This is a genomic window from Nostoc sp. C052 (assembly GCF_013393905.1).
GTDB lineage: Bacteria > Cyanobacteriota > Cyanobacteriia > Cyanobacteriales > Nostocaceae > Nostoc.
The window spans coordinates 4411743-4431235 of the sequence record NZ_CP040272.1; the positions used below are offsets into that span (position 1 = coordinate 4411743).

The window sequence follows — 19493 nt, forward strand, 5'->3', positions numbered from 1 at the left end:
TCCCCAGTCCCCAATCCCCAATCCCTTTTTCAACAAACTGTCATTGAAATAATAGATAAAAATTATGGTAAGTGAAGTTAAAACAGTTTCAGGGCGCGGTATACCGTTAGTGGGCAATGATATAGATACCGATCGCATCATTCCCGCGCGATATTTGAAAGCCGTTACCTTTGATGGCTTAGGCGAAGGCGCGTTTATTGATGATCGGAAAGCGCTTAAAGGTGAACATACCTTTGACCAACCCCAATACCAAGGGGCGAAAATTCTAATAGTCAATCGTAACTTTGGCTGTGGTTCATCAAGAGAACACGCACCCCAAGCGATCGCCAAATGGGGAATCCAAGCTTTAATCGGTGAAAGCTTCGCCGAAATCTTTTTTGGTAACTGTGTGGCAATGGGCATACCTTGTCTGACAGCCGATGCTGTTACAGTTAAACAACTGCAAGAGTTAGTCGCTGCCAATCCTCAAGCCGCCGTGACAGTAAATCTCGAAACCTTGCAAGTGCAAATTGATGATTACACCGCCCCAGTTGCGATCGGTGAAGGGACAAGAAGCACATTTATTTCTGGAACTTGGGATGCTTGCGGTCAGTTGGTGGCTAACACTGACCAAGTTCGGGCAACAGCTGCAAAATTACCTTATGTAGGTTGGGGCAATTTAGCCGTAAGTTAGCGATATGTAGAAAATTCGTTTGTCTAGCTGCGATTTCTAACATACTGTTGGTCAATTCATGGTGGGTTTGACCCCTCACCCCTAAAACATTGGTTTGGCGTTGCTTTCCCGCCCTGAAATAAATTTCGGGCTAATAGCTCAAGTCCGTTGAAACGGACTCAAATCAGAGTAATCACTGTTGATAATATTTTTGTTGAGCAAAAATAGCTGGAGTTAATAAAGCTTCTAATTTCTGAGAAATTGCCTCATTATCTATAGTAGGAGTATGATGTTTATGTGCGTGGTCAGAGTTTTGCTTTGGTCGCTTGGACATGGCGGTAAACCAAACTTTTCATTAACTCATTTAATAATTGAATTTACCTAACAATGTTGCCCACTTCTGATAAATTTATTCTGCCGTTACAATATCTTTTCGCTTTAAATTTTAACTTTCAAAAACTATTTGATAATGATAATCAAATAATGGGGGAAGGATGCGAGCGTCGCTCGCATCCTTCCCCACCCCCACGCACGATTATCATTTTTACTAAGACAATTTTGAGTATTTTAACTGATTGACAAAATGCGCTTTAGTTTAACCTGTCACGAGTGAGCGGATTGGGGAGAAAAAACTATACTTGCCTTTTACTGACCAGAAACAAAATTACCCTAATTTACAACCCGTGCTGACCAAGGCGATTGATTGGGAACTGATTCGTCAACAGTATGACCAAATGATTAAATATGCTACGGCGCTGCGATTAGGTACGGCGGAAGCAGATACGATTTTAAAACGGTTTAGTGCAAAAGCTCTGCAACATCCGACACAACGGGCATTGAATGAATTGGGTAGGGCGGTTAAAACTATTTTTCTGTGTCGTTACCTGCATTCGGAAGCTCTGCGGCGCGAAATTAATGAAGGGTTAAATGTGGTGGAGCAGTGGAATGGTGCCAATAGTTTTATTTTTTATGGCAAGAATAGTGAAATTGCAACTAACCGCTTAGATGAGCAGGAGTTATCGGTGTTATGCCTGCATTTGTTGCAGATGTGCTTGGTCTATATTAATACCTTGATGATTCAAAAAGTTTTGGCTGACCCTGTATGGATGAAACGAATGACAGCCGTAGATTTACGAGGACTAACGCCTTTGATTTGGGGTCATGTTAATCCTTATGGAACTTTTAAGTTGGATATGAACGAGCGGTTGGAGCTTGATGTGGCGTAAAAGTCAAAAAATTTTGATGTAATCTAGTCTGGGTAAAGGTTACAGCCGTCGCGTGGCGGCTGGTGACAGCTTCGCTACTTTTACCCCGTTAAGTAATATTTCACCAACGGTATCCGACTGCTTGCAGCAGTGGCGTTACCTCTGATATACTCATCCCCAAAATCTAAACATTTTTAGGAAAGCATCGATGCTCTTTAAATCAGTAAAAAGTGCTGTGACGCATCAGCAGCGATCTGTACGAATCTCTCACTTATTGCCTATCCTCGCGCTCTTTATGATCGCTGGTCATGGTTCCGCAGATGCACAGACTACTGGTGTCCTGGTACAGGTCGTCAAAACTGTCCCTCGCCCTACGTTCTATTTTACCTTTCCTAGTAGTGCTTGCGGCTTCTCGACTCTTCTATTGACTTGGGGGAGTAGCACCACCAAAGATGGCATAGTAGTCAAAAACGAACTTTACAAATATGACTTTACAGACATCTCCACGACCAATTCTGTGGTGACACCGGATGCGGTCAATGATATCTTCGCCGCTTCATATTCTGGGACTCCTACAGTTAGCCTTAGACCTTGTCAATTATCGTTTATTCGAGCGTGGGACACAGGTGATACTAAAAGCGATGTGCCTTTAAAACAGGGTGTGCCGAATACCTTCCAGTGGGAAGCACTGGTTGGCGGTCAGAAGCTATCGGGATCGTTTTCCTCCACTTTAAATACCTTTGTTGCCCCTTGAATGCCCCGGACTGGCAAGACTGTTAACATTGTCCAAAACTGGTTTCATCCTGCTAGAGTAGCAGGTACTTTCCTTATCTGAGCGATTTTTTCAACCTCCTGAAAGATTCCCTAGAGTGATCGCACTTTTGCCAACTTTAGTTGCAACGTGGTAACTGTTAAGCCTGCCAGCCGTCTATTTTTATGTGACATCAACAATGATTTTTTGGTGCTTGTAGATGTCGCACACACACTACATAGGGTTGTCAGTACAATCTTTCTTTACAAAGTGCGATGCTTTTCACACTTCTCAGGATTCCTATTAGTAGTAAGGGCAAATAGCCCATCCAGATTGAGCTATTTTGCCCTCATTTTTATTGCTGAATTATCCATGATTTTTGATATCTCTTGCCAGCAAGAGGCAAATATTAGCTGCTCTTGCTTATTAGCAGCTTTACATAATGTTGCCTGCTTTCCAGCAATGGGATAAAGCTTTTTAAATTTAATTGGATTGTCAAATTCATAGATCCAAAATTCTTTTCTTGGGTCAAGGTAGCAGTTGTTTAATTGCGCTGCTCCGATGATTCCTCCCCTTGGTAAATTCGGAGATAAATCATATTGTTGGAAAAATTCATCACTTTCAAAAGATTTACCAGCTTGAATTAAAGTCCATCCTCTATAATTGCTTTCTCGCCTGCGAATTTCAAAATCATCCAAGCCTATAGATAAGCTATTTCCAGCTGAAGTTGACACCTCTAGCAAGATGCTCACCCCACAATATTGGATAAGAGAAAGAGGAGGAAGAGAAGCTTAACCGAACTGTATTGTCTTATCTTAAAAGCCACTTTTAGGAGTTTCTATAGCATTAGGACTCTCTGTAATGGTAGGTTTCTTAGTATCGGGAACTTTCTGTTCTGTACTCTTTTGATTACCTTGATTTTCTAGCCTAGTTAGTGCCTGTTTTGCCAGATTTGCGGCTGCTTGTTTAAATAATGGTTCTATTTTATTTCGCCAATATTGAGTATTCGGCAGCTTTTCTGGATGGTTTCTATAATCTAAAACTTTATCCCATTTACCATCATCTATTGCTTTATTAATCTCATTAGACAAAGCCTCAGCCTTCGCCCAATCTTGCTGCCACTGGGCAATCATTTTACCCGTCTCTTGGATACCAGAAGCAGCATTTGCCGGAACTGACCTCAAAAGTGCGATCGCTCCCGTTATATCCCCTGAATCATACTTCTGTCTTGCTTGTTCTATAATATTGGCACTGTTATCACTAGGCTGCGATCGCTCTGATTTCCCAGCATCGTCAGCTGACCCCTTCGACTTTTCTGGTAATGAAGTTGCGACATTCCGCGATTTTGATTTTGCCTTGGTAGTCGGTCGATTCGCAATCGAGCTACTATCATCTACAATCTTTGTTGCAATACCTTTTTGGCGTAAGCAAGAACTCCATTCTCGATTATTGGTTATCTCCTCCGAGTCAACCCAAGCCAAACGACCAGGTTTAAGTTTAATTTCTACCCAACCTGCTTTTGTCCGCTTGCCAGTCACCTCAAAATTGGTGTTATCAGTAACAGTTTGCAAAACATTATTAGAATTTATCGAACTAGGTTTAGAACGGATATTAGAATTTCCTACGACAATAGCCAAGCATTTGTCTGTTAAGGCAGTATTATTACCTGTAATATTTAAAGCGAAATTTTTCACATTTGGATATACATTGGCTACCAAAGCAGCCGCACCACCCGCCAATAATATGCCAATTAATATCGGCCATGGGTCGGATTTATGAGAATCTTGACGCCCAGGTTTCTCGCGGACAGGATTTGCTGGTGCAACTGCAACAGTTTGCAGCCGAGATACTTGAGGCTGGGATTTAGCTGCTTGGTAGCTGGAATTATTGGCAGCTTCTTGAGATGTGGAAAGTGCTGGTACAGGATTAATCGCCTCTTTACAAGCTTGCAATGCCTCCGTGGCGCTTTGGTAGCGGTCTTTAAAGTGATAACGTACCATCTTAGACAACACTGCCGCCAGTCGATGGTTCACGGTTACTGAATGACGCCAGATGATTTCGCCCGTTTCTGGATCTTCTTGCAATTCTGTTGGCTGTAATCCTGTTAATGCTTGAATGGCAATCACACCAAGGGAATAGATATCGCTGTTAGGGCGGGGTTTACCTTGCCCTTGTTCTGTGGGCATATAGCCAGGAGTGCCAATAACCACTGTCGGCGAGGCTTGTCCGCCCACTGCTACCATTTGTGTACGCAGTTGCTTCACTGCCCCAAAATCTACTAAAACTAACTTATTATCGGAAGCGCGACGAATGATATTATCAGGTTTGATATCGCGGTGAATCACGCCTTGGCGATGGACAAATTCAAGAATTTCTAAAACTTCCTGTAACAGTTGAATTACCTGGCTTTCATTCCAGCGCTTACCAGGTATCAGTTCCTCAGCTAGGGTATGTCCTTCAATATATTCTTGTACTAGATAGAATTCTTGATTGTCGTCAAAATATGCTAGTAGCCTGGGTATTTGGTCATGATTGCCCAGTCTTTCTAAGGTTTCGGCTTCACTGTTGAATAGGCGTTTCGCAGTATCAAAAACTCTGGGGTCAGTTCCGGGTTTAAGGTGCTTAACAACGCAGATGGGATTCCCAGGCCGTCTAGTATCTTGAGCAATATAGGTTTGACCAAATCCTCCCATCGCGAGGACTCGAATTACTTGGTAACGATGATCTAGTAGCTTGCCTATCATATTCCCTCCCCAGAGTTCTTACCTAATTTTCCAGCTAGTAATAAATATCTCCAAATTTTCTTCAATGAAATCCGCTATCTTGAGAAAAGATTTAGATTAAAAACGCAGCTTTTTAATAAACACAGACTGTTTATTTTTCTTTATAGTGCCCCTGTTTACTACCAATGCCACCTAAAATAACAAACTCAGTTGCATGGCAACAGGCTGAAATCCTCATGCAGCCTGCTTTCATTCGGGTTATCGACAATCTCCGCAAGCTGCTTGATGAATCTTCCTGGACAGGAACTTACCATGATGTCCTGATTTGGCCGCCTAGCACCACTGATGAAATCAAAGCATTGGTGACTGAACTGTTGCAAGCAATGGAAACTGCAACACCCCAAGAAGCAGATGAAATCAGAGAGACTCTGGCTCGTCTGCCGATGCCCCATCCAGGATATCATCTACGCTTAGAGCGTCAACAGCAACAAGCAAGTATCGATTTGTGGGAACTGTGTTATCAAGTGTGTTTTCTTAAATACAGCCCAGTTCAGGAATCTGCTGATGTTGATACTAGTTTAATTGATGAACTCGGTGAAGTGGATTGGCTGCGTTTGGATGCGAAGGCAAAGGAGTTAGTTGAACAGGCGTTTGCTAAATTACCAGAGAGTTGAAGTCTGTATGGTAGTTCTGCACCCACTTTCAGATTTTATCGACTGCGATGCCATCAGGGACTCATCTTGTAGCTATTGGTACGAAGGGCGCTGTCTGGAAAGTGGCGATCGCTTAAAATTACCCCGCACCTCAATGTCTGAAGCGATCGCCCACGGACTAATGCAACAGTTAGCTAATAATGACTGTTATTCTCGTGAAGGTAAGATGTATGGCATCCTATTGATTGAACTGCCTAATGGCGAACAATGGGTACTAAAAGCCTTCTCCGGTCTTTTAAATGGTTGTAGTGTTGTTGAGGGTTGGGTACCACCAATTCCAGGCAGAGACGAAGTTGCTTTTGAGGAAGCCCGTACTTTGGCGCAGTTAGACGCGATTAAGCAGGAACTTCTGACTTTGAAGCAACTAACCGAACGCCAGCAATATGAAACTTTATTGCATGATTTTGAGCAACAGTTGCAAGCAATGAGCGATCGCCATCGCGATTGCAAACATCAACGACAGGAAAAACGTCAGCAAATCTGCAAGACACTTAGCCCAGAAGCACTCACTATTGCTCTTGAACAACTCGATGAAGAGAGTCGTCAGCAGGGAATTGAGCGACGACAACTTAAACGCCAGCAAAATGGACGATTACAACCCCTGCAACAGTTAATTGCAGCAACAGATGCGCGAATTAGTGAACTGAAACAACAGCGAAAAGTACTATCCCGTCAATTACAAGCTCAAATGCAGGCTAGCTACAGCCTGACCAATTTTTCCGGGCGATCGCAATCATTGCAAGAATTGATGCCAGGAGGTTCGCCCACTGGTACAGGAGACTGTTGTGCCCCAAAGCTACTTCATTATGCAGCAACACATAATCTCAAACCATTGGCAATGGCAGAGTTTTGGTGGGGTGTGTCTTCTGTAAATCAGGATAAAATTCCGGGAGAATTTTATGGAGCATGTGCCGAGCGATGTCAGCCATTGATGGGGTTTTTGCTCTCAGGATTAAGACCTAACCCCCCAACTCTCTTGCCTTGCAGGGAAGGGGCAGAGGTCACTTTACCGATTATTTATGAAGACGAATGGCTGATTGCGGTAAATAAACCTGCTGGGTTACTTTCGGTACCTGGCCGTTATCGCGATCGCCAAGATAGTGTCTTGAGTCGCTTCGGTCATTTGTTACCGGATGGTATGTCACTTGCATCTGTGCATCGCCTAGATCAGGAAACTTCTGGGATTTTGTTGTTAGCGCGCGATCGCCAAACCCATCGACAACTTAGTCAGCAGTTTCAGCAACGCCAGGTTCACAAGGTTTATGAAGCCATACTTTCCGGTGTTGTAACAGTTGAGCAAGGTGTAATTGACTTGCCATTGTGGGGAGATCCTGAAAATCGCCCCTATCAAAAAGTTGATTGGCAACACGGCAAACCCAGCTTGACACACTTTCAGGTAATGGCGAGAGAAAAAGACTACACCCGCTTAGAATTTACGCCACTCACTGGACGCACCCATCAATTGAGGGTTCATGCAGCTGATGTGCGAGGACTTGGGATTGCTATTTTAGGCGATCGCCTTTATGGATGCTGTGCAGTTGCCAGTCGGTTACATCTGCACGCCAGAGAACTTCGCTTCAAGCATCCGCAATTAGAAAAAACCCTACATCTACAAGCAATTACGCCCTTTTGACGCGTCCCATTATATCCCCTTCATTACTTACTTGTATCCCAATAAGGGACTTCCAAATAAAAAAATACTCAACTACTTCTTGTGGGGCGGACATCTTGTCCGCCCCACAAGATTGGGTAATTTATTTGTTGGAAGTCCCTAACCCCAAATAGCGAAAGCTACGCTTTGTCTCTCCTCACAGCTAGCCTATTGCTTTTTAACTTTGTATGTGATAATTTCTGCTTGTAGTTAATTCAACGGTTATCCGACCGATTTGCCGTATTTACGGAAACTAGTATCACAGTTAAGAGACTTCCCAATCAAAATATCCAACTATAAATGATTGTGAGATACCCCACAAAATTTGGATAATTTATTCCTTGGAAATCCCTAAATGAGCAGTAACTATGAGAGTGCTGGAGTTGATATCTAGACTCTCATTCTTATCTTTTTTTAATAAAAGGAGTAATCAAAAAGTTGTTAAATCAATTCAAAAAGTTCTTATTTTTATTGCCACAAGGCTCAACCAAATCCTTGAGTACCCTATTGATTGCTAGTTCCTGGCTAGGTTTGGGGATTTCTAGCTGCGCTCCAAGTAACTCTGCAAATACTAATACCACTGCCCAAAATGTCAGTAATCAAACTCAAGAAAAAACTAGTTTGATTCGCTTGGGATATCAAAAGGGAGGTGTAGTACCAATTGCACGTCAACGAGGAGAGTTAGAAAAGAAGCTTGTAGCTCAGAATATCAAAGTTGAATGGGCTGGCCCCTTTGACCGATGTGCCACCTTACTTCAAGCAATTAGCGCGAATCAAGCCGATATTGGTGGGTGCGGAGACATTCCTGGGTTATCAGCTATTGCTGCCGGTCAGGAGCTTTGTATTGGGGCTGTCCAGCGTCCCAGACCAGAATCATTGGGCAGTGCGATCGTTGTTCGGGGCGATTCTCCTATCCGTAAGCCTACTGATCTTTTGGGTAAAAAAGTTGCTGTTAATCAAGCTGGTGCAGGTGAGTATTTGTTATTAAAAGTATTGGAAAAAGAGAAAATTTCTAAAGATAAAGTTCAGCGTGTATTTTTAGCGCCAACTGATGCTGCACCCGCCCTCTACCAAGGAACCGTCGATGCTTGGGCAGTTTGGGAACCTTACGTTTCAGTTGCCGAATTAGAGCATGGTGCTAGGAGAATCACCACAACCCATCCAGCTCCCACCTACAGTGTAATGCTTGTGCGTAATGAGGCGGCGGCTAAATATCCAGAAGCCGTGAAAGCTGCTTTTAGCGGTTTGACCCAGGAGTACGATTGGTTGAATGCAAATACGGCAAAATCAGCCGAATATCTGGTCAAGGACATCAAAATCTCTCCAGCCGTAGCCAAGCGAGTAACTGAGAATCAAGGGCCGCAGCTACTTGTCACACCGAATGCTGATGATGTTGCCAAAATCCAAAAGACTGCTGACTGGATGCTAGAGCAAAAGATTTTACCCAAAAGGGTAGATGTTGCTGCGACTATTTGCCCCACGGCTAAGTAGGAGGTGGGGGGAGATGAGGGAGGTGAGGGAGCAGGGAGCAAGGGAGAAGAGTTTTCCCCTCCGCCCCCCGCACCCCGCCCCTCTACCTCTTTTCAATGCCCCATTCCCAAATAAGATTTGTAATTTTTGAGGTGATGCACTATGCCAATTGAATTTATTGGGATGATTGGAACGCGACAAATATCTGAGTTAGATGGGCCGACAGTTTCAATCACAGGTGGTTCTATAGATGCCGCTTATGTCCGCAAATTTGCTCAGGCACATGAGGAGGGTGGTTTTGATCGGGTACTGGTTGGTTATGGCTCAACTGGGCCCGATGGCTTAACTGTGGCTTCCTTCGCAGCGGCGGCAACAGAACGGTTGAAGTTTTTAATCGCCCACCGCCCTGGTTTTGTAGCTCCGACACTCTTCGCGCGGAAAACGGCAACTTTGGATCATTTTACTAATGGTCGCATTGCTGTACACATTATTACAGGTGGCAGCGATGCCGAACAGCAACGCGATGGTGATTGGCTTGACCACGATACTCGTTATCGCCGTACAGATGAGTACCTCGATATTGTGCGGCGGGTGTGGACGAGTAATACTCCTTTCGATTACGAGGGCGAATTCTACCATGTGAAAGATGCTTACTCAGATGTGAAGCCTTTACAACAACCCCACATACCCTTGTACTTTGGTGGCGCTTCTGGTGCAGCAATACCTGTGGGTGCAAAGCATAGTGATGTCTATGCCATGTGGGGAGAACCCATTGCGGCGGTTAAGGAACGGATACGCGAAGTAAAAGCTGTAACACCACCAGGGCGATCGCCACGCTTTAGTGTCTCGTTGCGGCCGATTCTCGGTGATACTGAAAAGAAAGCTTGGGAAAAAGCGCACTCGATTTTATCGCGGGTTAAGGAAATTCGGGCTGCAAAAACAGAAAATAAACTGCCGATCGCTCCCGACTTTAATTCAGCACGTCCGCAAGCAGTGGGTTCTAGTCGGTTATTACAGTTTGCCCAAGAAAGCGAAATTTTCGATAAGCGCTTATGGACGCCCATTGCCGCCGCTACTGGTGCTTATGGTAATACTACTGCCCTCGTTGGTACACCGGAGCAAGTCGCAGAGTCCCTGGTGGATTACTATGATGCTGGGGTAACTACTCTATTGATTCGGGGATTTGATCCCTTAGGAGATGCGATCGCCTATGGTCGTGATGTGATTCCCTTAGTCCGCGCAGAAGTGCAACGGCGGGAGCAACAAGCCGCTGTTGTCTCTTAGTGCAGCGTTGCTTAAAATCGTAACATTTTCAACGCAGAGGTACGCAAAGTAACCGCAGAGGTACGCAGAGTGTCTTGAAGTAAGCTGTTGGACAAATAACCTTGCATATTACCTGGCATTAAAACTCTTGTGGGGTGGGCATCTTGCCCGCCCTAGTTATGCAAATTAAAAGTACATTAGCTTAGTAATTTAACTACACCACTTTCTACTTACTGTTTTACCTGAAAACTGCTGTAAATAATTTGATTATTTCAAAATTGCATGACCAAAGTATTCATTCTCGATGCCAACCAAGAACCGTTATATCCAGTACGCATCAGCCATGCTAGGCTGCTATTGTCACAAGGTAAAGCTACGGTATTTCAGCGATATCCTTTTACGATCATTCTCAAGGAGTCCCTTTCTCATCTAAAACTTGAGCAACTTGGCTTCAAGATTCACCCTGGTGTTAAAACTACTAGTACTATTGTCAATAAAGATAACAAAATTGGTATTAATGTTAGTCACCTCCCAAACAGAGGAATATAAATGACGAACCACACGATTTTGGAACCATTACCAGAGGATGAATGGTTTATTGAGAGCCAGGAACTACGATCCTTTGTCGCAACGGTGCGGGAAATTAGCGCTAGTACTGTTGACGATCGCCCACAAACTCTCGCTAGACTAGAACCCTATTTTCAAGAACTCCTTGCCCAACAGGAATGGCTACCGGAAAAGTTTGCCCAAGTCAATCCTGAAAGCCGGATGGGTGGCGGTATTGGTCAGTGGCTACTTTATCGTGCCAAAGACCGCTCACTGTCAGTATTCAGTTTGGTGATTCCCCCAGGTTCAACGACTCCCGTCCACGATCATTTAGCTTGGGGATTGATTGGTTTATATCAAGGCAATCAAGAAGAAACAGTCTATCGCCGTGTAGATAACGGTGATGCCGAAGGACACGCACAATTACAAGTAACTGAAGTGCGATCGCTTCAACCAGGGGATATCTACCGCCTGTTACCCCCAGATGGTGATATCCACGCCGTCAAAACCACATCCCAGAGCGCATCTGTATCCATCCATATCTTGGGCAATGATACTGGTTGCGTATTGCGTCACCAGTTTATCCCAGAATCTCACAGTGTCAAATCCTTTCGCTCTGGATATTCCAACGCTCCTTGTAAAGAGGAAGAGGAAAAAGAACATGCCCAAGTACGATAGACCACAACCCCCAGTATTCGAGCGAGTTGAAGACGAACGCCTGCATCGTAAGCAACGTCTCGCCGCTGCCTTTCGCCTGTTTGGTAAGTTTGGATTCAGCGAGGGAATCGCTGGGCATATTACGGCTCGCGATCCAGAGTTTACAGACCATTTTTGGGTCAACCCATTCGGGTCATACTTCGGTCATATCCGAGTTTCTGACCTGGTGTTGGTTAACAGAGAAGGTGAGGTGGTTAAAGGTGATGCTCAGGTAAATCAAGCTGCTTTCGCCATTCATTCTCAGATTCATGAAGCTCGACCTGATGTCATTGCGGCGGCTCACGCCCATTCCCTTTATGGTAAAGCCTGGTCTAGTTTGGGGCGTCTCCTTGACCCCTTGACTCAAGATTCTTGTGCTTTTTACGAAGACCATGCCCTGTTTGACGATTTCACAGGTGTTGTTTTAGAAACTTCTGAAGGTCTGCGACTAGCCCAAGCTTTGGGGCCAAAAAAAGCTATTATCTTACGTAACCACAGCATTTTAACTGTGGGACATACAGTCGATGAAGCTGCTTTTTGGTACATTAGTTTAGAGCGATCGTGCCAAGCCCAATTGCTAGCAGAAGCAGCAGGTAGACCAACTACTATTAAACACGAAACAGCCCGTTTAACTCAAACTCAAGTAGGGTCACATACAAGTGGGTGGTTCGGCTTTCAGCCCCTTTATGACAGAATTGTGCGTGAAGAGCCTGATCTGTTGAATTAGCACTGTATTTTTTGGCACTAAGATATTCAAAATTTTCCACGCGGTGTCTCGTAGCGAAGAGGCTACATAAGGGGATTTAAACCCAACTGTAGTTTGCTTAAGAGTAGGGTCACTGAACCGTATGGGAGTAACTCAGACTTCGCTCAGTTCAGTTGCTTGTTGTCAACTTACCATGAATATCTGAATATATTTATATACTCCAGTAAACCTATAAGTTTATAGTATTAATATCGCTCAGAGAAATCATTTTGATGATTAACCAAATCTTTCGCCGCTTAATTAGCAAGTGGATATCGTTGATAAAAATCAGGAATATCCCCTTTAAAAATCAACATAAATTATTCTTTTCTTCTCCTTTGCCAATAGTGGGGGCTTTTATTACAGGTCTTTGTCTGAGCTTGCTATTTGCAGCTTGTTCATCGACACCTACTGTTAATGCTCCCAATCCCAGTGCCAGATCTGTTAGCAATTCCGCTTCCAATGCAAAAGTAGTCAGATTTGGCTATCAAAAATCGACCATTTTGTTGAGAACTAAGGGTGTTTTAGAAAAGCGTTTAGCACCTGAAGGTATCACTGTACAGTGGACTGAATTTCAGGCGGGGCCGCAACTATTAGAAGCGATGAATGTCGGTAGCATTGACATCGGCCCAGTAGGAGAATCACCGCCAATATTTGCCCAAGCAGCGGGAGCATCTCTAACTTATGTTGTTGGTACTGCTGCTAGTCCGGCTGGTTCAGCAATTCTTGTTCCCCAAAATTCACAAATTCAAAAAGTTACTGACCTAAAAGGCAAAAAAGTTGCTTTTCAAAAAGGATCTAGTGCCCACTTATTGTTAGTCCAAGCTTTAGAAAAGGCTGGATTGAAATATACAGACATTGAACCGAAATATTTGGCTCCAGCAGATGCCCGCGCGGCATTTGTCAAGGGAAGTGTGGATGCCTGGGTAATTTGGGACCCCTTTTATGCAGCGGCTCAAGAGGCAACTAAAGCCAGAGTCCTGATTGATGGCACAGGAATTAATAAACAGGGAGGATATTATTTGATGACACGCAAGTTTGTTACAGAAAATCCCCAAATTGTCAAGGCAATATTGGAGGAAATTCAAAATTTAGAAGAATGGTCTAAAACCCATCGAGAAGAAGTAGCAAAAACTCTTGCACCTGTGTTAGGAATTGATCTAGAAACGATGAGGAAGGCAACTAACAGACGAACTTTTGGGCTTGTACCAGTTGATGACAATTTGATAAATCTCCAACAAGGTGTTGCAGATACATATTACAAATTGAAGTTAATTCCCAAAGAGGTAAAAGTGAAGGATGCAGTGTTGACAAAAGAAGAATATGCTGCTTTTTCACCAAAAACTTAAACTAGTACGATGAATCGGTTGTAAGGGCATACATTTCTATGCCCTGACAGATGAAATTGCTATTAGTCAAACAAGGGAACTCCAAGAATTAATTGCATATTTTTTTATTTGGGAGTCCCCAACTGACAACTTTTGAAATGTAAATCTTGGAATTAATTATGACTAATCCTACAGAACTACTGCGATCGCGCTACGGTGAAACTCCCTTCAATTCGGAAATTGAATGGAATGATTCGCTGACATCACTACTATCTCACCGTTCCATCCGGTCTTATTTATCCGATCCTCTACCACCAGGAACTCTGGAGTTGTTAATTGCAGCCGCCCAATCTGCATCTACTTCTTCTAATTTGCAAACCTGGAGTGTAGTTGCAATCGAAGACCAAGAACGCAAAGAAGAATTATCTAAACTAGCGTCAAACCAAGCACACATTAAGCAAGTGCCTTTATTCTTGGTTTGGTTAGCAGACTTGGCGCGTCTAAGTTACGTTGCTGACAGTCGTGGACTATCTCATGATGCTTTAGAATATTTGGAATCCTTTGTGACAGCTACAATCGATGCGGCATTGGCAGCGCAAAATGCAACTGTAGCCGCTGAGTCCCTTGGTTTGGGAACAGTGTATATCGGCGCACTACGGAACCATCCTCAAGAAGTAGCAGCATTGCTAAATTTACCGCCTTCTGTGTTCCCTGTATTTGGGTTGTGTGTGGGTTATCCGAATCCTGAAGTGCCAGCGGCAATTAAACCACGCTTACCCCAGACAGCTGTGCTGCACCGTGAAACCTATAAATTAGCAGAACAAGAAGAAGCGATCGCTCACTACAATGACATCATCAAAGACTTTTACACTGAACAAAAGATGAATGTAGCCGGCGATTGGTCAGAACACTCAGCCCAGCGAATTGCAACTGTGGAGGCTTTGAGAGGACGCGATCGCTTGCGTGAAATTCTTAATAATCTCGGCTTCAAGTTATTGTAAACAAGAAGAATCAAGATTAGGGATTTGCAACTCTGTGGTAAAGTAGCCAGTCTTTGTGACTAAAACTTAGTCCTCGCGTACTGCTTTTCCCAATCCCCAATCCCTAGTCCCCATTACCCCTTATCCCCAGTCCCTAGTTCCAACTCCAAGCATTAGCGGTGATGAAATTCGATCTCTCTCTCTAGAATCTTGATGTCATATTTACCAAAAAAATCGTGGCCTAGCAAGCCGATGCTTGCTTTTGGTGCGATCGCTACCTGAAGATTATTGCCTGTAACTCCACCTACTGCAATGGATTTGACCTTACCTGTTGGGAATTCTACTTCGCTACCATCAGCAATTTGGGCTTGCATTGTACCCGTAGCCTGAAGTTTAAGTGTATTCGCCATATTTAGAGTGATAATCGTTCCACTAGCACCTGTATCTACAATCATTTCAAAGGTTTTTTTGTCATTGAAAGTGACATCAATCACAGGAGTTCCACCAAAACGGCGTTTGATGGGAACTCGAAAAACTTTGTCGTCTGGAGGTGCAACTATATTATTACCATTGCCACAAAGCCTTCCTAATCCAACAGTTTTACCAGAGGAAGTTACCATGTAACATGCTCCTGGATCGTCTGCTGTTGCCTGATGAGAGAATGCTAAAAATATCAGCGTCGGTATTATTGCGATTGTAGCTAGGTTAACGGTCGTAGTCCAACGCTTACAAGCATTCTTCATATTATATTGCTCTCCAATGTTTCTGATATTTGTTGATAATTAAATTACTCATAGCTACTGCAAAATTTGTGACCAAACCCAGATTATTAATCCAAAAACACCATATTTAAATATAGTAGTTATCGTTTATATGTAATAAACTTGAAAATTCAAAAAAGATAAGCATAAACTTTTATTAGCCAGATATTAGTTTTTTCTGATTCCTTGTGTCAAGACTTATTGAGATGTACTTTTTCTGGAAAGTATAGCGTTCGGGGTTGAAAAATCACCCAAGAAAAGCTGACGCATAATTGAATAATTGAAGATAATTTTGTAGATAATATATGAAATAATTAATGCACCGATTACACGAATTCCTTGAATTGCGAAGATTGGGTAATTTTTCATAGTTATTTGTATCGGTTGATGCAAATACATAACGATCATAGAAGCACTACCAAGTTCGCGCAGGGCAGTTCCTACGTAAGATTTATTGTCAAGTATTAGCGCCAATTGCTGTGTAACAACAATACTAGATAAAGCTATGAAGACATTAAGAATTAATACTCCATAGTTTGTACTTTTCATATTAAAATTAAAATGCATTAGAGACACTGCATCTAGTAAAATTGCAGTCAAAAATATTATTGTTCCTATTATAAGAAGTATAAGAATTTTAGAATTAATTAAAAATGATTTAGCTGCCATGTGTCCTAACCAGTAAAATGGAAGTGCCATTGCAACTACATTAATACTCCAAGGAAATATAACATTTTTTAGATAAAAATAATTCATCATTGCTAGACAATAGGAGCCAAGCATAATTTTTATCATCAACCAATTATTAGAGCCAAATTTTATATAGATCAGGTTATATAACTGCTGCGTAAAAAATAAACAAGTTATAAACCAAAACACACCAAACCAAAGCACCAAATTTGCTCCACCATAGAATTGTTTCCAGATTACCGGAAATATAAATATTATAAGTTTATCTATCGATAATATCTTTTTTTGCTGCCAACTATCTATTATTAATGGTAGATACTGAAGTAGAGTAAATAAAAAAAGAAATGAAAAATATGGTACTAGAAGATGAAAAAACTTTTTCTTAAAAAAAGCAGAGTAGTCAGTTTTTTTGCTATAAAGATATCCACTGATAAAGAAAAAAAGCGGCATGTGAAACCAGAAAATATATTTCGATCCTGGGTTGACTATGTGTCCTACAACAACTGTAATTATGGCAAGACCTTTCCAACAATCAATCCATTCAATTCTTTGCGACATTAATGATACCTATAGACTCTGTTAAATAATGCCGATGTCTGATATTTCTTTTGGCTTTCTCTGAACACTATGATTTTTCAAGGCTTCAGCAGATTGAGTGTTCAAGCCTTTTGACATGAACCTGACTCCTGACAATTTTTTGACAACAGCATTGAAGTCTTCTCATTGATTTTGCTTAGTTGTCAACTGTGCTTTTTATACTATTCTTTTAGGATTATATTCTTTGATTTTTCAAGTTTACATTATGCTAAATTATATGGGCTTACTCTGTGTATCTTAACTAGAATTACTGATTGATAAATTAAAGATTAAGTAAAGACATGATAAAAACACTTAGAGTAGATTAAGTTTGATATAGTAATTAAGATAAATCTGTTAGCTTACTCAAGTTTTTCTGCTGCATTTACAGCAATTGCGATCGCATTTTTCACAGCAATGTCTCTTTGTTCTAGAATGATATTTTCACTAACAGTACGCCCAGCTACTACACCGCAAATAGCCGCTGCTGCAAAATTATACACTCCTGCCATTTTGAATAGTGTGCCGCATTCCATCTCGTAATTCAAGATATTCAAGCGTCCATATTCTTCTGTAATGCCATGCAGCGATCGCATTAAATATGGATTTGCTGAGTCGGTGCGTTCTTGTCCTTCATAAAAAGTATCAACTGATGCCGTAATTCCGATGTAATGTTCAACCTCTAATTCTCGTGCGGCTTTAACTAAAGCGACTGTCAGAAAAGGATCGGCTGCGGCTGGATACTCCACAGGTGCAATGTCATTAGCTGCACCTTGGCGACACAATGCTGCACTGCTAATGACAATGCTACCAACGGTTATGTGGGGTTGAATAGAACCACAAGTTCCAATACGAATGATTTGCCGGATTCCTACTTGCACCAATTCATTAACCACAATACTTAATGAAGGCGCACCCATACCACTTGTAGCTGATAAGATACGGCGACCATTAGGTAAGTATCCCACATAGCTATTGAGTCCGCGATTTTCTGACAACACGCGTATATCTTGTAAATAAGTTTGGGCAATTAGACGCGATCGCTCTGGATCGCCAGATAATAGGGCAATCCTGGGAGGCGATGAACCCAAATCATCTTGTCCAAAGCCAATGTGATAAAAGCGTTTACTAGTCATAGAGTTGAGAGTAGCGATCGCATTATCGCCTATGCCGACCACCTAGAACTAGAAGTTTATAGCCTCCATTACCTCATCCGTTCTGTGACTCCTGGGACATTTTCTTGGTCTAATGCCCAATTTCATCTGCAATATACGCCAGAAGAATTTGAGCCTACTGCTGAGTATACATTAATACTGAAACAAAGAAAGTAGTTATTAATACTATGCTTAGTAATAACAAATCTAAAAATCTTTCCAAGTATATACGAGTCTGCTTTCAAATCTTAGCTAGGGTAGAACCCTTAAATGACCAATTTGGTTCTTTTGGGCAAAGGAAATGCTTGTATAAGACAATTTCTTAACAAGCATACTTAAGTAAAAGCTGCGTTTATTACATGGATACATTAAAGTTAAAGTAAAAAAATAACAGTAAATTAGCTGGTTACAATTTAGCGTTAGTCTCAATACGATATAAAACAACATACTTATAACCCTGATGTAGAGATTTATCGCGCTTAAAAGACCAATTATTTACAAACCCTTAACTAAGTAGGTGGGTGAAAAAATTTATAACTATGTCATTGCGTTGGCGTAAGCCTTCCCGACCCCTACGGGGAAGCAAGCTACGCATAGCGTCTCTAAGAGTTGCAATCGCAAGATTTTCAGTGCTTTTGCTTTTCGTTACACAGTTAGGTTTATTTTTTCTACCTACTTAAACCGTATTGCAATATAACAAATTAGACATTATCTGCTATTTAAATAGTGGATTTTGAGCTAATTACTATCAAAAAATCTTTGGAAATTTAAAAACCAAAACTGGGGCAGATTATCCTTTCTACAACCAAGCCAGAAAGTTACTTTTGCTTGAATATTAAACATTGAAAATCGGTATCATTAAAAATGCAAGAAGTACTAGCATTGATTGAAAAAAAGAAACAAGAATATGCCCAACTACCCTTGTTTGATTTTATGCAAAATAAAAGTATAAATCCCAGGCAAAGGTTAGCTTGGGCACCATGCGCTGCTCATTTTATTATGAATTTTGGAGAACTAAATAAGTATTTTTTGCGAGTAGAGCCAACAAACGATCCAATTCAGGTACTAATTAATAAGCATACTTATGAAGACGATCATCATTGGCTGTGGTTTTTGGAAGATTTGAAGAACCTAGAACTTGATAAATCATTGAATTTTAGTGATGCATTAAAATTTCTTTGGAGTGAAGAAACTAAGAATGCTCGCTGGCTAAACTATCAGCTATATCGCTATACTTCAAACGCTACTCCTATTCAGAAAATCGTAATTATTGAAGTTCTCGAAGCGACTGGAAACATAATGTTTTCAACTGCGGCAGAGGTTGGTAAAGAAATTAAAGCTATTACCCAAAAGTCATGCCGATATTTTGCCGATTTCCATCTGAATGTTGAAACTGGTCACATCACGGGTACATCTGGAATAGAGCAATTTTTACAAGATATTCAACTATCAGAAGAAATTCGACAAGAAGCGTTGGAATTAGTTGAGAACTTATTTATAGTTTTCACACAATTTACAAATGGGCTTTTGGTATATGCTGAAACCCATCAAATTGAGCAAGAATTTAAAGCTGCCTAATCTAAATTATT

18 protein-coding genes and 2 pseudogenes are annotated in these 19493 nt (G+C 41.8%); 14 read left to right on the forward strand and 6 right to left on the reverse strand.

Annotated features, from left to right (window positions below):
* Positions 1 to 64: 64 nt before the first annotated feature.
* Positions 65 to 673: a 3-isopropylmalate dehydratase small subunit gene (leuD, locus tag FD723_RS17925; RefSeq protein WP_179066531.1), complete on the forward strand. Its 609-nt coding sequence runs from the start codon at positions 65 to 67 to the stop codon at positions 671 to 673.
* Between the two features lie 172 nt (positions 674 to 845).
* On the opposite strand, the gene FD723_RS17930 is transcribed toward leuD, so the two are convergent.
* Complete coding sequence (locus FD723_RS17930) at positions 846 to 986, reverse strand: hypothetical protein (RefSeq protein ID WP_179066532.1); 141 nt, start codon at positions 984 to 986, stop codon at positions 846 to 848.
* A gap of 277 nt (positions 987 to 1263) precedes the next feature.
* Between FD723_RS17930 and FD723_RS17935 the strand changes: the two are divergent.
* Together FD723_RS17935 and FD723_RS17940 are read left to right on the forward strand one after the other, a co-directional pair.
* A pseudogene (locus tag FD723_RS17935) lies at positions 1264 to 1878 on the forward strand (Tn3 family transposase); the annotation flags it as partial.
* Positions 1879 to 2065: 187 nt separating this feature from the next.
* On the forward strand, positions 2066 to 2611 hold the full coding sequence (locus FD723_RS17940) for a hypothetical protein (protein ID WP_179066533.1): 546 nt from the start codon (positions 2066 to 2068) through the stop codon (positions 2609 to 2611).
* Positions 2612 to 2946: 335 nt separating this feature from the next.
* Here the strand turns inward: FD723_RS17940 and FD723_RS17945 are convergent, their stop codons facing one another.
* On the reverse strand, positions 2947 to 3342 hold the full coding sequence (locus FD723_RS17945) for a hypothetical protein (RefSeq protein ID WP_179066534.1): 396 nt from the start codon (positions 3340 to 3342) through the stop codon (positions 2947 to 2949).
* A gap of 81 nt (positions 3343 to 3423) precedes the next feature.
* The gene (locus FD723_RS17950) at positions 3424 to 5352 is read right to left on the reverse strand and encodes a serine/threonine protein kinase (protein ID WP_179066535.1); all 1929 of its coding nucleotides are present in this window, start codon (positions 5350 to 5352) and stop codon (positions 3424 to 3426) included.
* A 164-nt stretch (positions 5353 to 5516) separates the two neighbouring features.
* Here FD723_RS17950 and FD723_RS17955 point away from each other — a divergent pair, with 164 nt between their 5' ends.
* The 9 genes from FD723_RS17955 (at position 5517) to FD723_RS17995 (ending at position 14744) form a co-directional block, all read left to right on the forward strand.
* Positions 5517 to 6005 (forward strand): hypothetical protein, encoded by a 489-nt coding sequence (locus FD723_RS17955; protein ID WP_179066536.1) that lies wholly within the window; start codon positions 5517 to 5519, stop codon positions 6003 to 6005.
* Between the two features lie 7 nt (positions 6006 to 6012).
* Positions 6013 to 7677, forward strand: a complete 1665-nt coding sequence (locus FD723_RS17960) for an RluA family pseudouridine synthase (protein ID WP_179066537.1) — start codon at positions 6013 to 6015, stop codon at positions 7675 to 7677.
* A gap of 456 nt (positions 7678 to 8133) precedes the next feature.
* A complete protein-coding gene (locus FD723_RS17965; RefSeq protein WP_256874855.1) occupies positions 8134 to 9186 on the forward strand; it encodes an aliphatic sulfonate ABC transporter substrate-binding protein in 1053 nt (350 codons plus the stop codon).
* 141 nt (positions 9187 to 9327) lie between these two features.
* Positions 9328 to 10449 (forward strand): LLM class flavin-dependent oxidoreductase, encoded by a 1122-nt coding sequence (locus tag FD723_RS17970; RefSeq protein ID WP_179066538.1) that lies wholly within the window; start codon positions 9328 to 9330, stop codon positions 10447 to 10449.
* Positions 10450 to 10710: 261 nt separating this feature from the next.
* A complete protein-coding gene (locus FD723_RS17975) occupies positions 10711 to 10977 on the forward strand; it encodes an RRXRR domain-containing protein (RefSeq protein WP_179066539.1) in 267 nt (88 codons plus the stop codon).
* Complete coding sequence (locus FD723_RS17980) at positions 10978 to 11652, forward strand: cysteine dioxygenase family protein (RefSeq protein WP_179066540.1); 675 nt, start codon at positions 10978 to 10980, stop codon at positions 11650 to 11652.
* Positions 11636 to 12397: a class II aldolase/adducin family protein gene (locus tag FD723_RS17985; protein ID WP_179066541.1), complete on the forward strand. Its 762-nt coding sequence runs from the start codon at positions 11636 to 11638 to the stop codon at positions 12395 to 12397. The genes FD723_RS17980 and FD723_RS17985 overlap by 17 nt, the downstream gene beginning before the upstream one ends.
* A gap of 251 nt (positions 12398 to 12648) precedes the next feature.
* On the forward strand, positions 12649 to 13764 hold the full coding sequence (locus FD723_RS17990) for a sulfonate ABC transporter substrate-binding protein (RefSeq protein ID WP_179066542.1): 1116 nt from the start codon (positions 12649 to 12651) through the stop codon (positions 13762 to 13764).
* A gap of 158 nt (positions 13765 to 13922) precedes the next feature.
* The gene (locus FD723_RS17995) at positions 13923 to 14744 is read left to right on the forward strand and encodes an NADPH-dependent oxidoreductase (RefSeq protein WP_179066543.1); all 822 of its coding nucleotides are present in this window, start codon (positions 13923 to 13925) and stop codon (positions 14742 to 14744) included.
* A gap of 152 nt (positions 14745 to 14896) precedes the next feature.
* On the opposite strand, the gene FD723_RS18000 is transcribed toward FD723_RS17995, so the two are convergent.
* The 3 genes from FD723_RS18000 to FD723_RS18010 all read right to left on the reverse strand — a co-directional run bounded on the left by FD723_RS18000 (position 14897) and on the right by FD723_RS18010 (position 17886).
* Complete coding sequence (locus FD723_RS18000) at positions 14897 to 15466, reverse strand: TIGR02281 family clan AA aspartic protease (protein WP_179066544.1); 570 nt, start codon at positions 15464 to 15466, stop codon at positions 14897 to 14899.
* 216 nt (positions 15467 to 15682) lie between these two features.
* Positions 15683 to 16732 (reverse strand): acyltransferase family protein, encoded by a 1050-nt coding sequence (locus tag FD723_RS18005; RefSeq protein WP_179066545.1) that lies wholly within the window; start codon positions 16730 to 16732, stop codon positions 15683 to 15685.
* A 380-nt stretch (positions 16733 to 17112) separates the two neighbouring features.
* Positions 17113 to 17886, reverse strand: a complete 774-nt coding sequence (locus FD723_RS18010; RefSeq protein ID WP_179066546.1) for a nucleoside phosphorylase — start codon at positions 17884 to 17886, stop codon at positions 17113 to 17115.
* Positions 17887 to 17898: 12 nt separating this feature from the next.
* Between FD723_RS18010 and FD723_RS18015 the strand changes: the two are divergent.
* Positions 17899 to 18081: pseudogene (locus tag FD723_RS18015) on the forward strand (hypothetical protein); the annotation flags it as partial.
* 687 nt (positions 18082 to 18768) lie between these two features.
* Positions 18769 to 19482, forward strand: a complete 714-nt coding sequence (locus FD723_RS18020) for a hypothetical protein (RefSeq protein WP_179066548.1) — start codon at positions 18769 to 18771, stop codon at positions 19480 to 19482.
* Positions 19483 to 19493: the final 11 nt, after the last annotated feature.

Excerpts from the sequence above, each read along its gene's own strand:
- FD723_RS17975 (WP_179066539.1), top strand. The coding sequence starts at position 10,711 with ATGACCAAAGTATTCATTCTCGATGCCAACCAAGAACCGTTATATCCA.
- FD723_RS17960 (WP_179066537.1), top strand. The coding sequence starts at position 6,013 with ATGGTAGTTCTGCACCCACTTTCAGATTTTATCGACTGCGATGCCATC.
- leuD (WP_179066531.1), top strand. The coding sequence starts at position 65 with ATGGTAAGTGAAGTTAAAACAGTTTCAGGGCGCGGTATACCGTTAGTG.
- FD723_RS17940 (WP_179066533.1), top strand. The coding sequence starts at position 2,066 with ATGCTCTTTAAATCAGTAAAAAGTGCTGTGACGCATCAGCAGCGATCT.
- FD723_RS18020 (WP_179066548.1), top strand. The coding sequence starts at position 18,769 with ATGCAAGAAGTACTAGCATTGATTGAAAAAAAGAAACAAGAATATGCC.
- FD723_RS17970 (WP_179066538.1), top strand. The coding sequence starts at position 9,328 with ATGCCAATTGAATTTATTGGGATGATTGGAACGCGACAAATATCTGAG.
- FD723_RS18000 (WP_179066544.1), bottom strand. The coding sequence starts at position 15,466 with ATGAAGAATGCTTGTAAGCGTTGGACTACGACCGTTAACCTAGCTACA.
- FD723_RS17985 (WP_179066541.1), top strand. The coding sequence starts at position 11,636 with ATGCCCAAGTACGATAGACCACAACCCCCAGTATTCGAGCGAGTTGAA.
- FD723_RS17950 (WP_179066535.1), bottom strand. The coding sequence starts at position 5,352 with ATGATAGGCAAGCTACTAGATCATCGTTACCAAGTAATTCGAGTCCTC.
- FD723_RS17930 (WP_179066532.1), bottom strand. The coding sequence starts at position 986 with ATGTCCAAGCGACCAAAGCAAAACTCTGACCACGCACATAAACATCAT.
- FD723_RS17955 (WP_179066536.1), top strand. The coding sequence starts at position 5,517 with ATGCCACCTAAAATAACAAACTCAGTTGCATGGCAACAGGCTGAAATC.
- FD723_RS17990 (WP_179066542.1), top strand. The coding sequence starts at position 12,649 with ATGATTAACCAAATCTTTCGCCGCTTAATTAGCAAGTGGATATCGTTG.
- FD723_RS17980 (WP_179066540.1), top strand. The coding sequence starts at position 10,978 with ATGACGAACCACACGATTTTGGAACCATTACCAGAGGATGAATGGTTT.
- FD723_RS18010 (WP_179066546.1), bottom strand. The coding sequence starts at position 17,886 with ATGACTAGTAAACGCTTTTATCACATTGGCTTTGGACAAGATGATTTG.
- FD723_RS17995 (WP_179066543.1), top strand. The coding sequence starts at position 13,923 with ATGACTAATCCTACAGAACTACTGCGATCGCGCTACGGTGAAACTCCC.
- FD723_RS18005 (WP_179066545.1), bottom strand. The coding sequence starts at position 16,732 with ATGTCGCAAAGAATTGAATGGATTGATTGTTGGAAAGGTCTTGCCATA.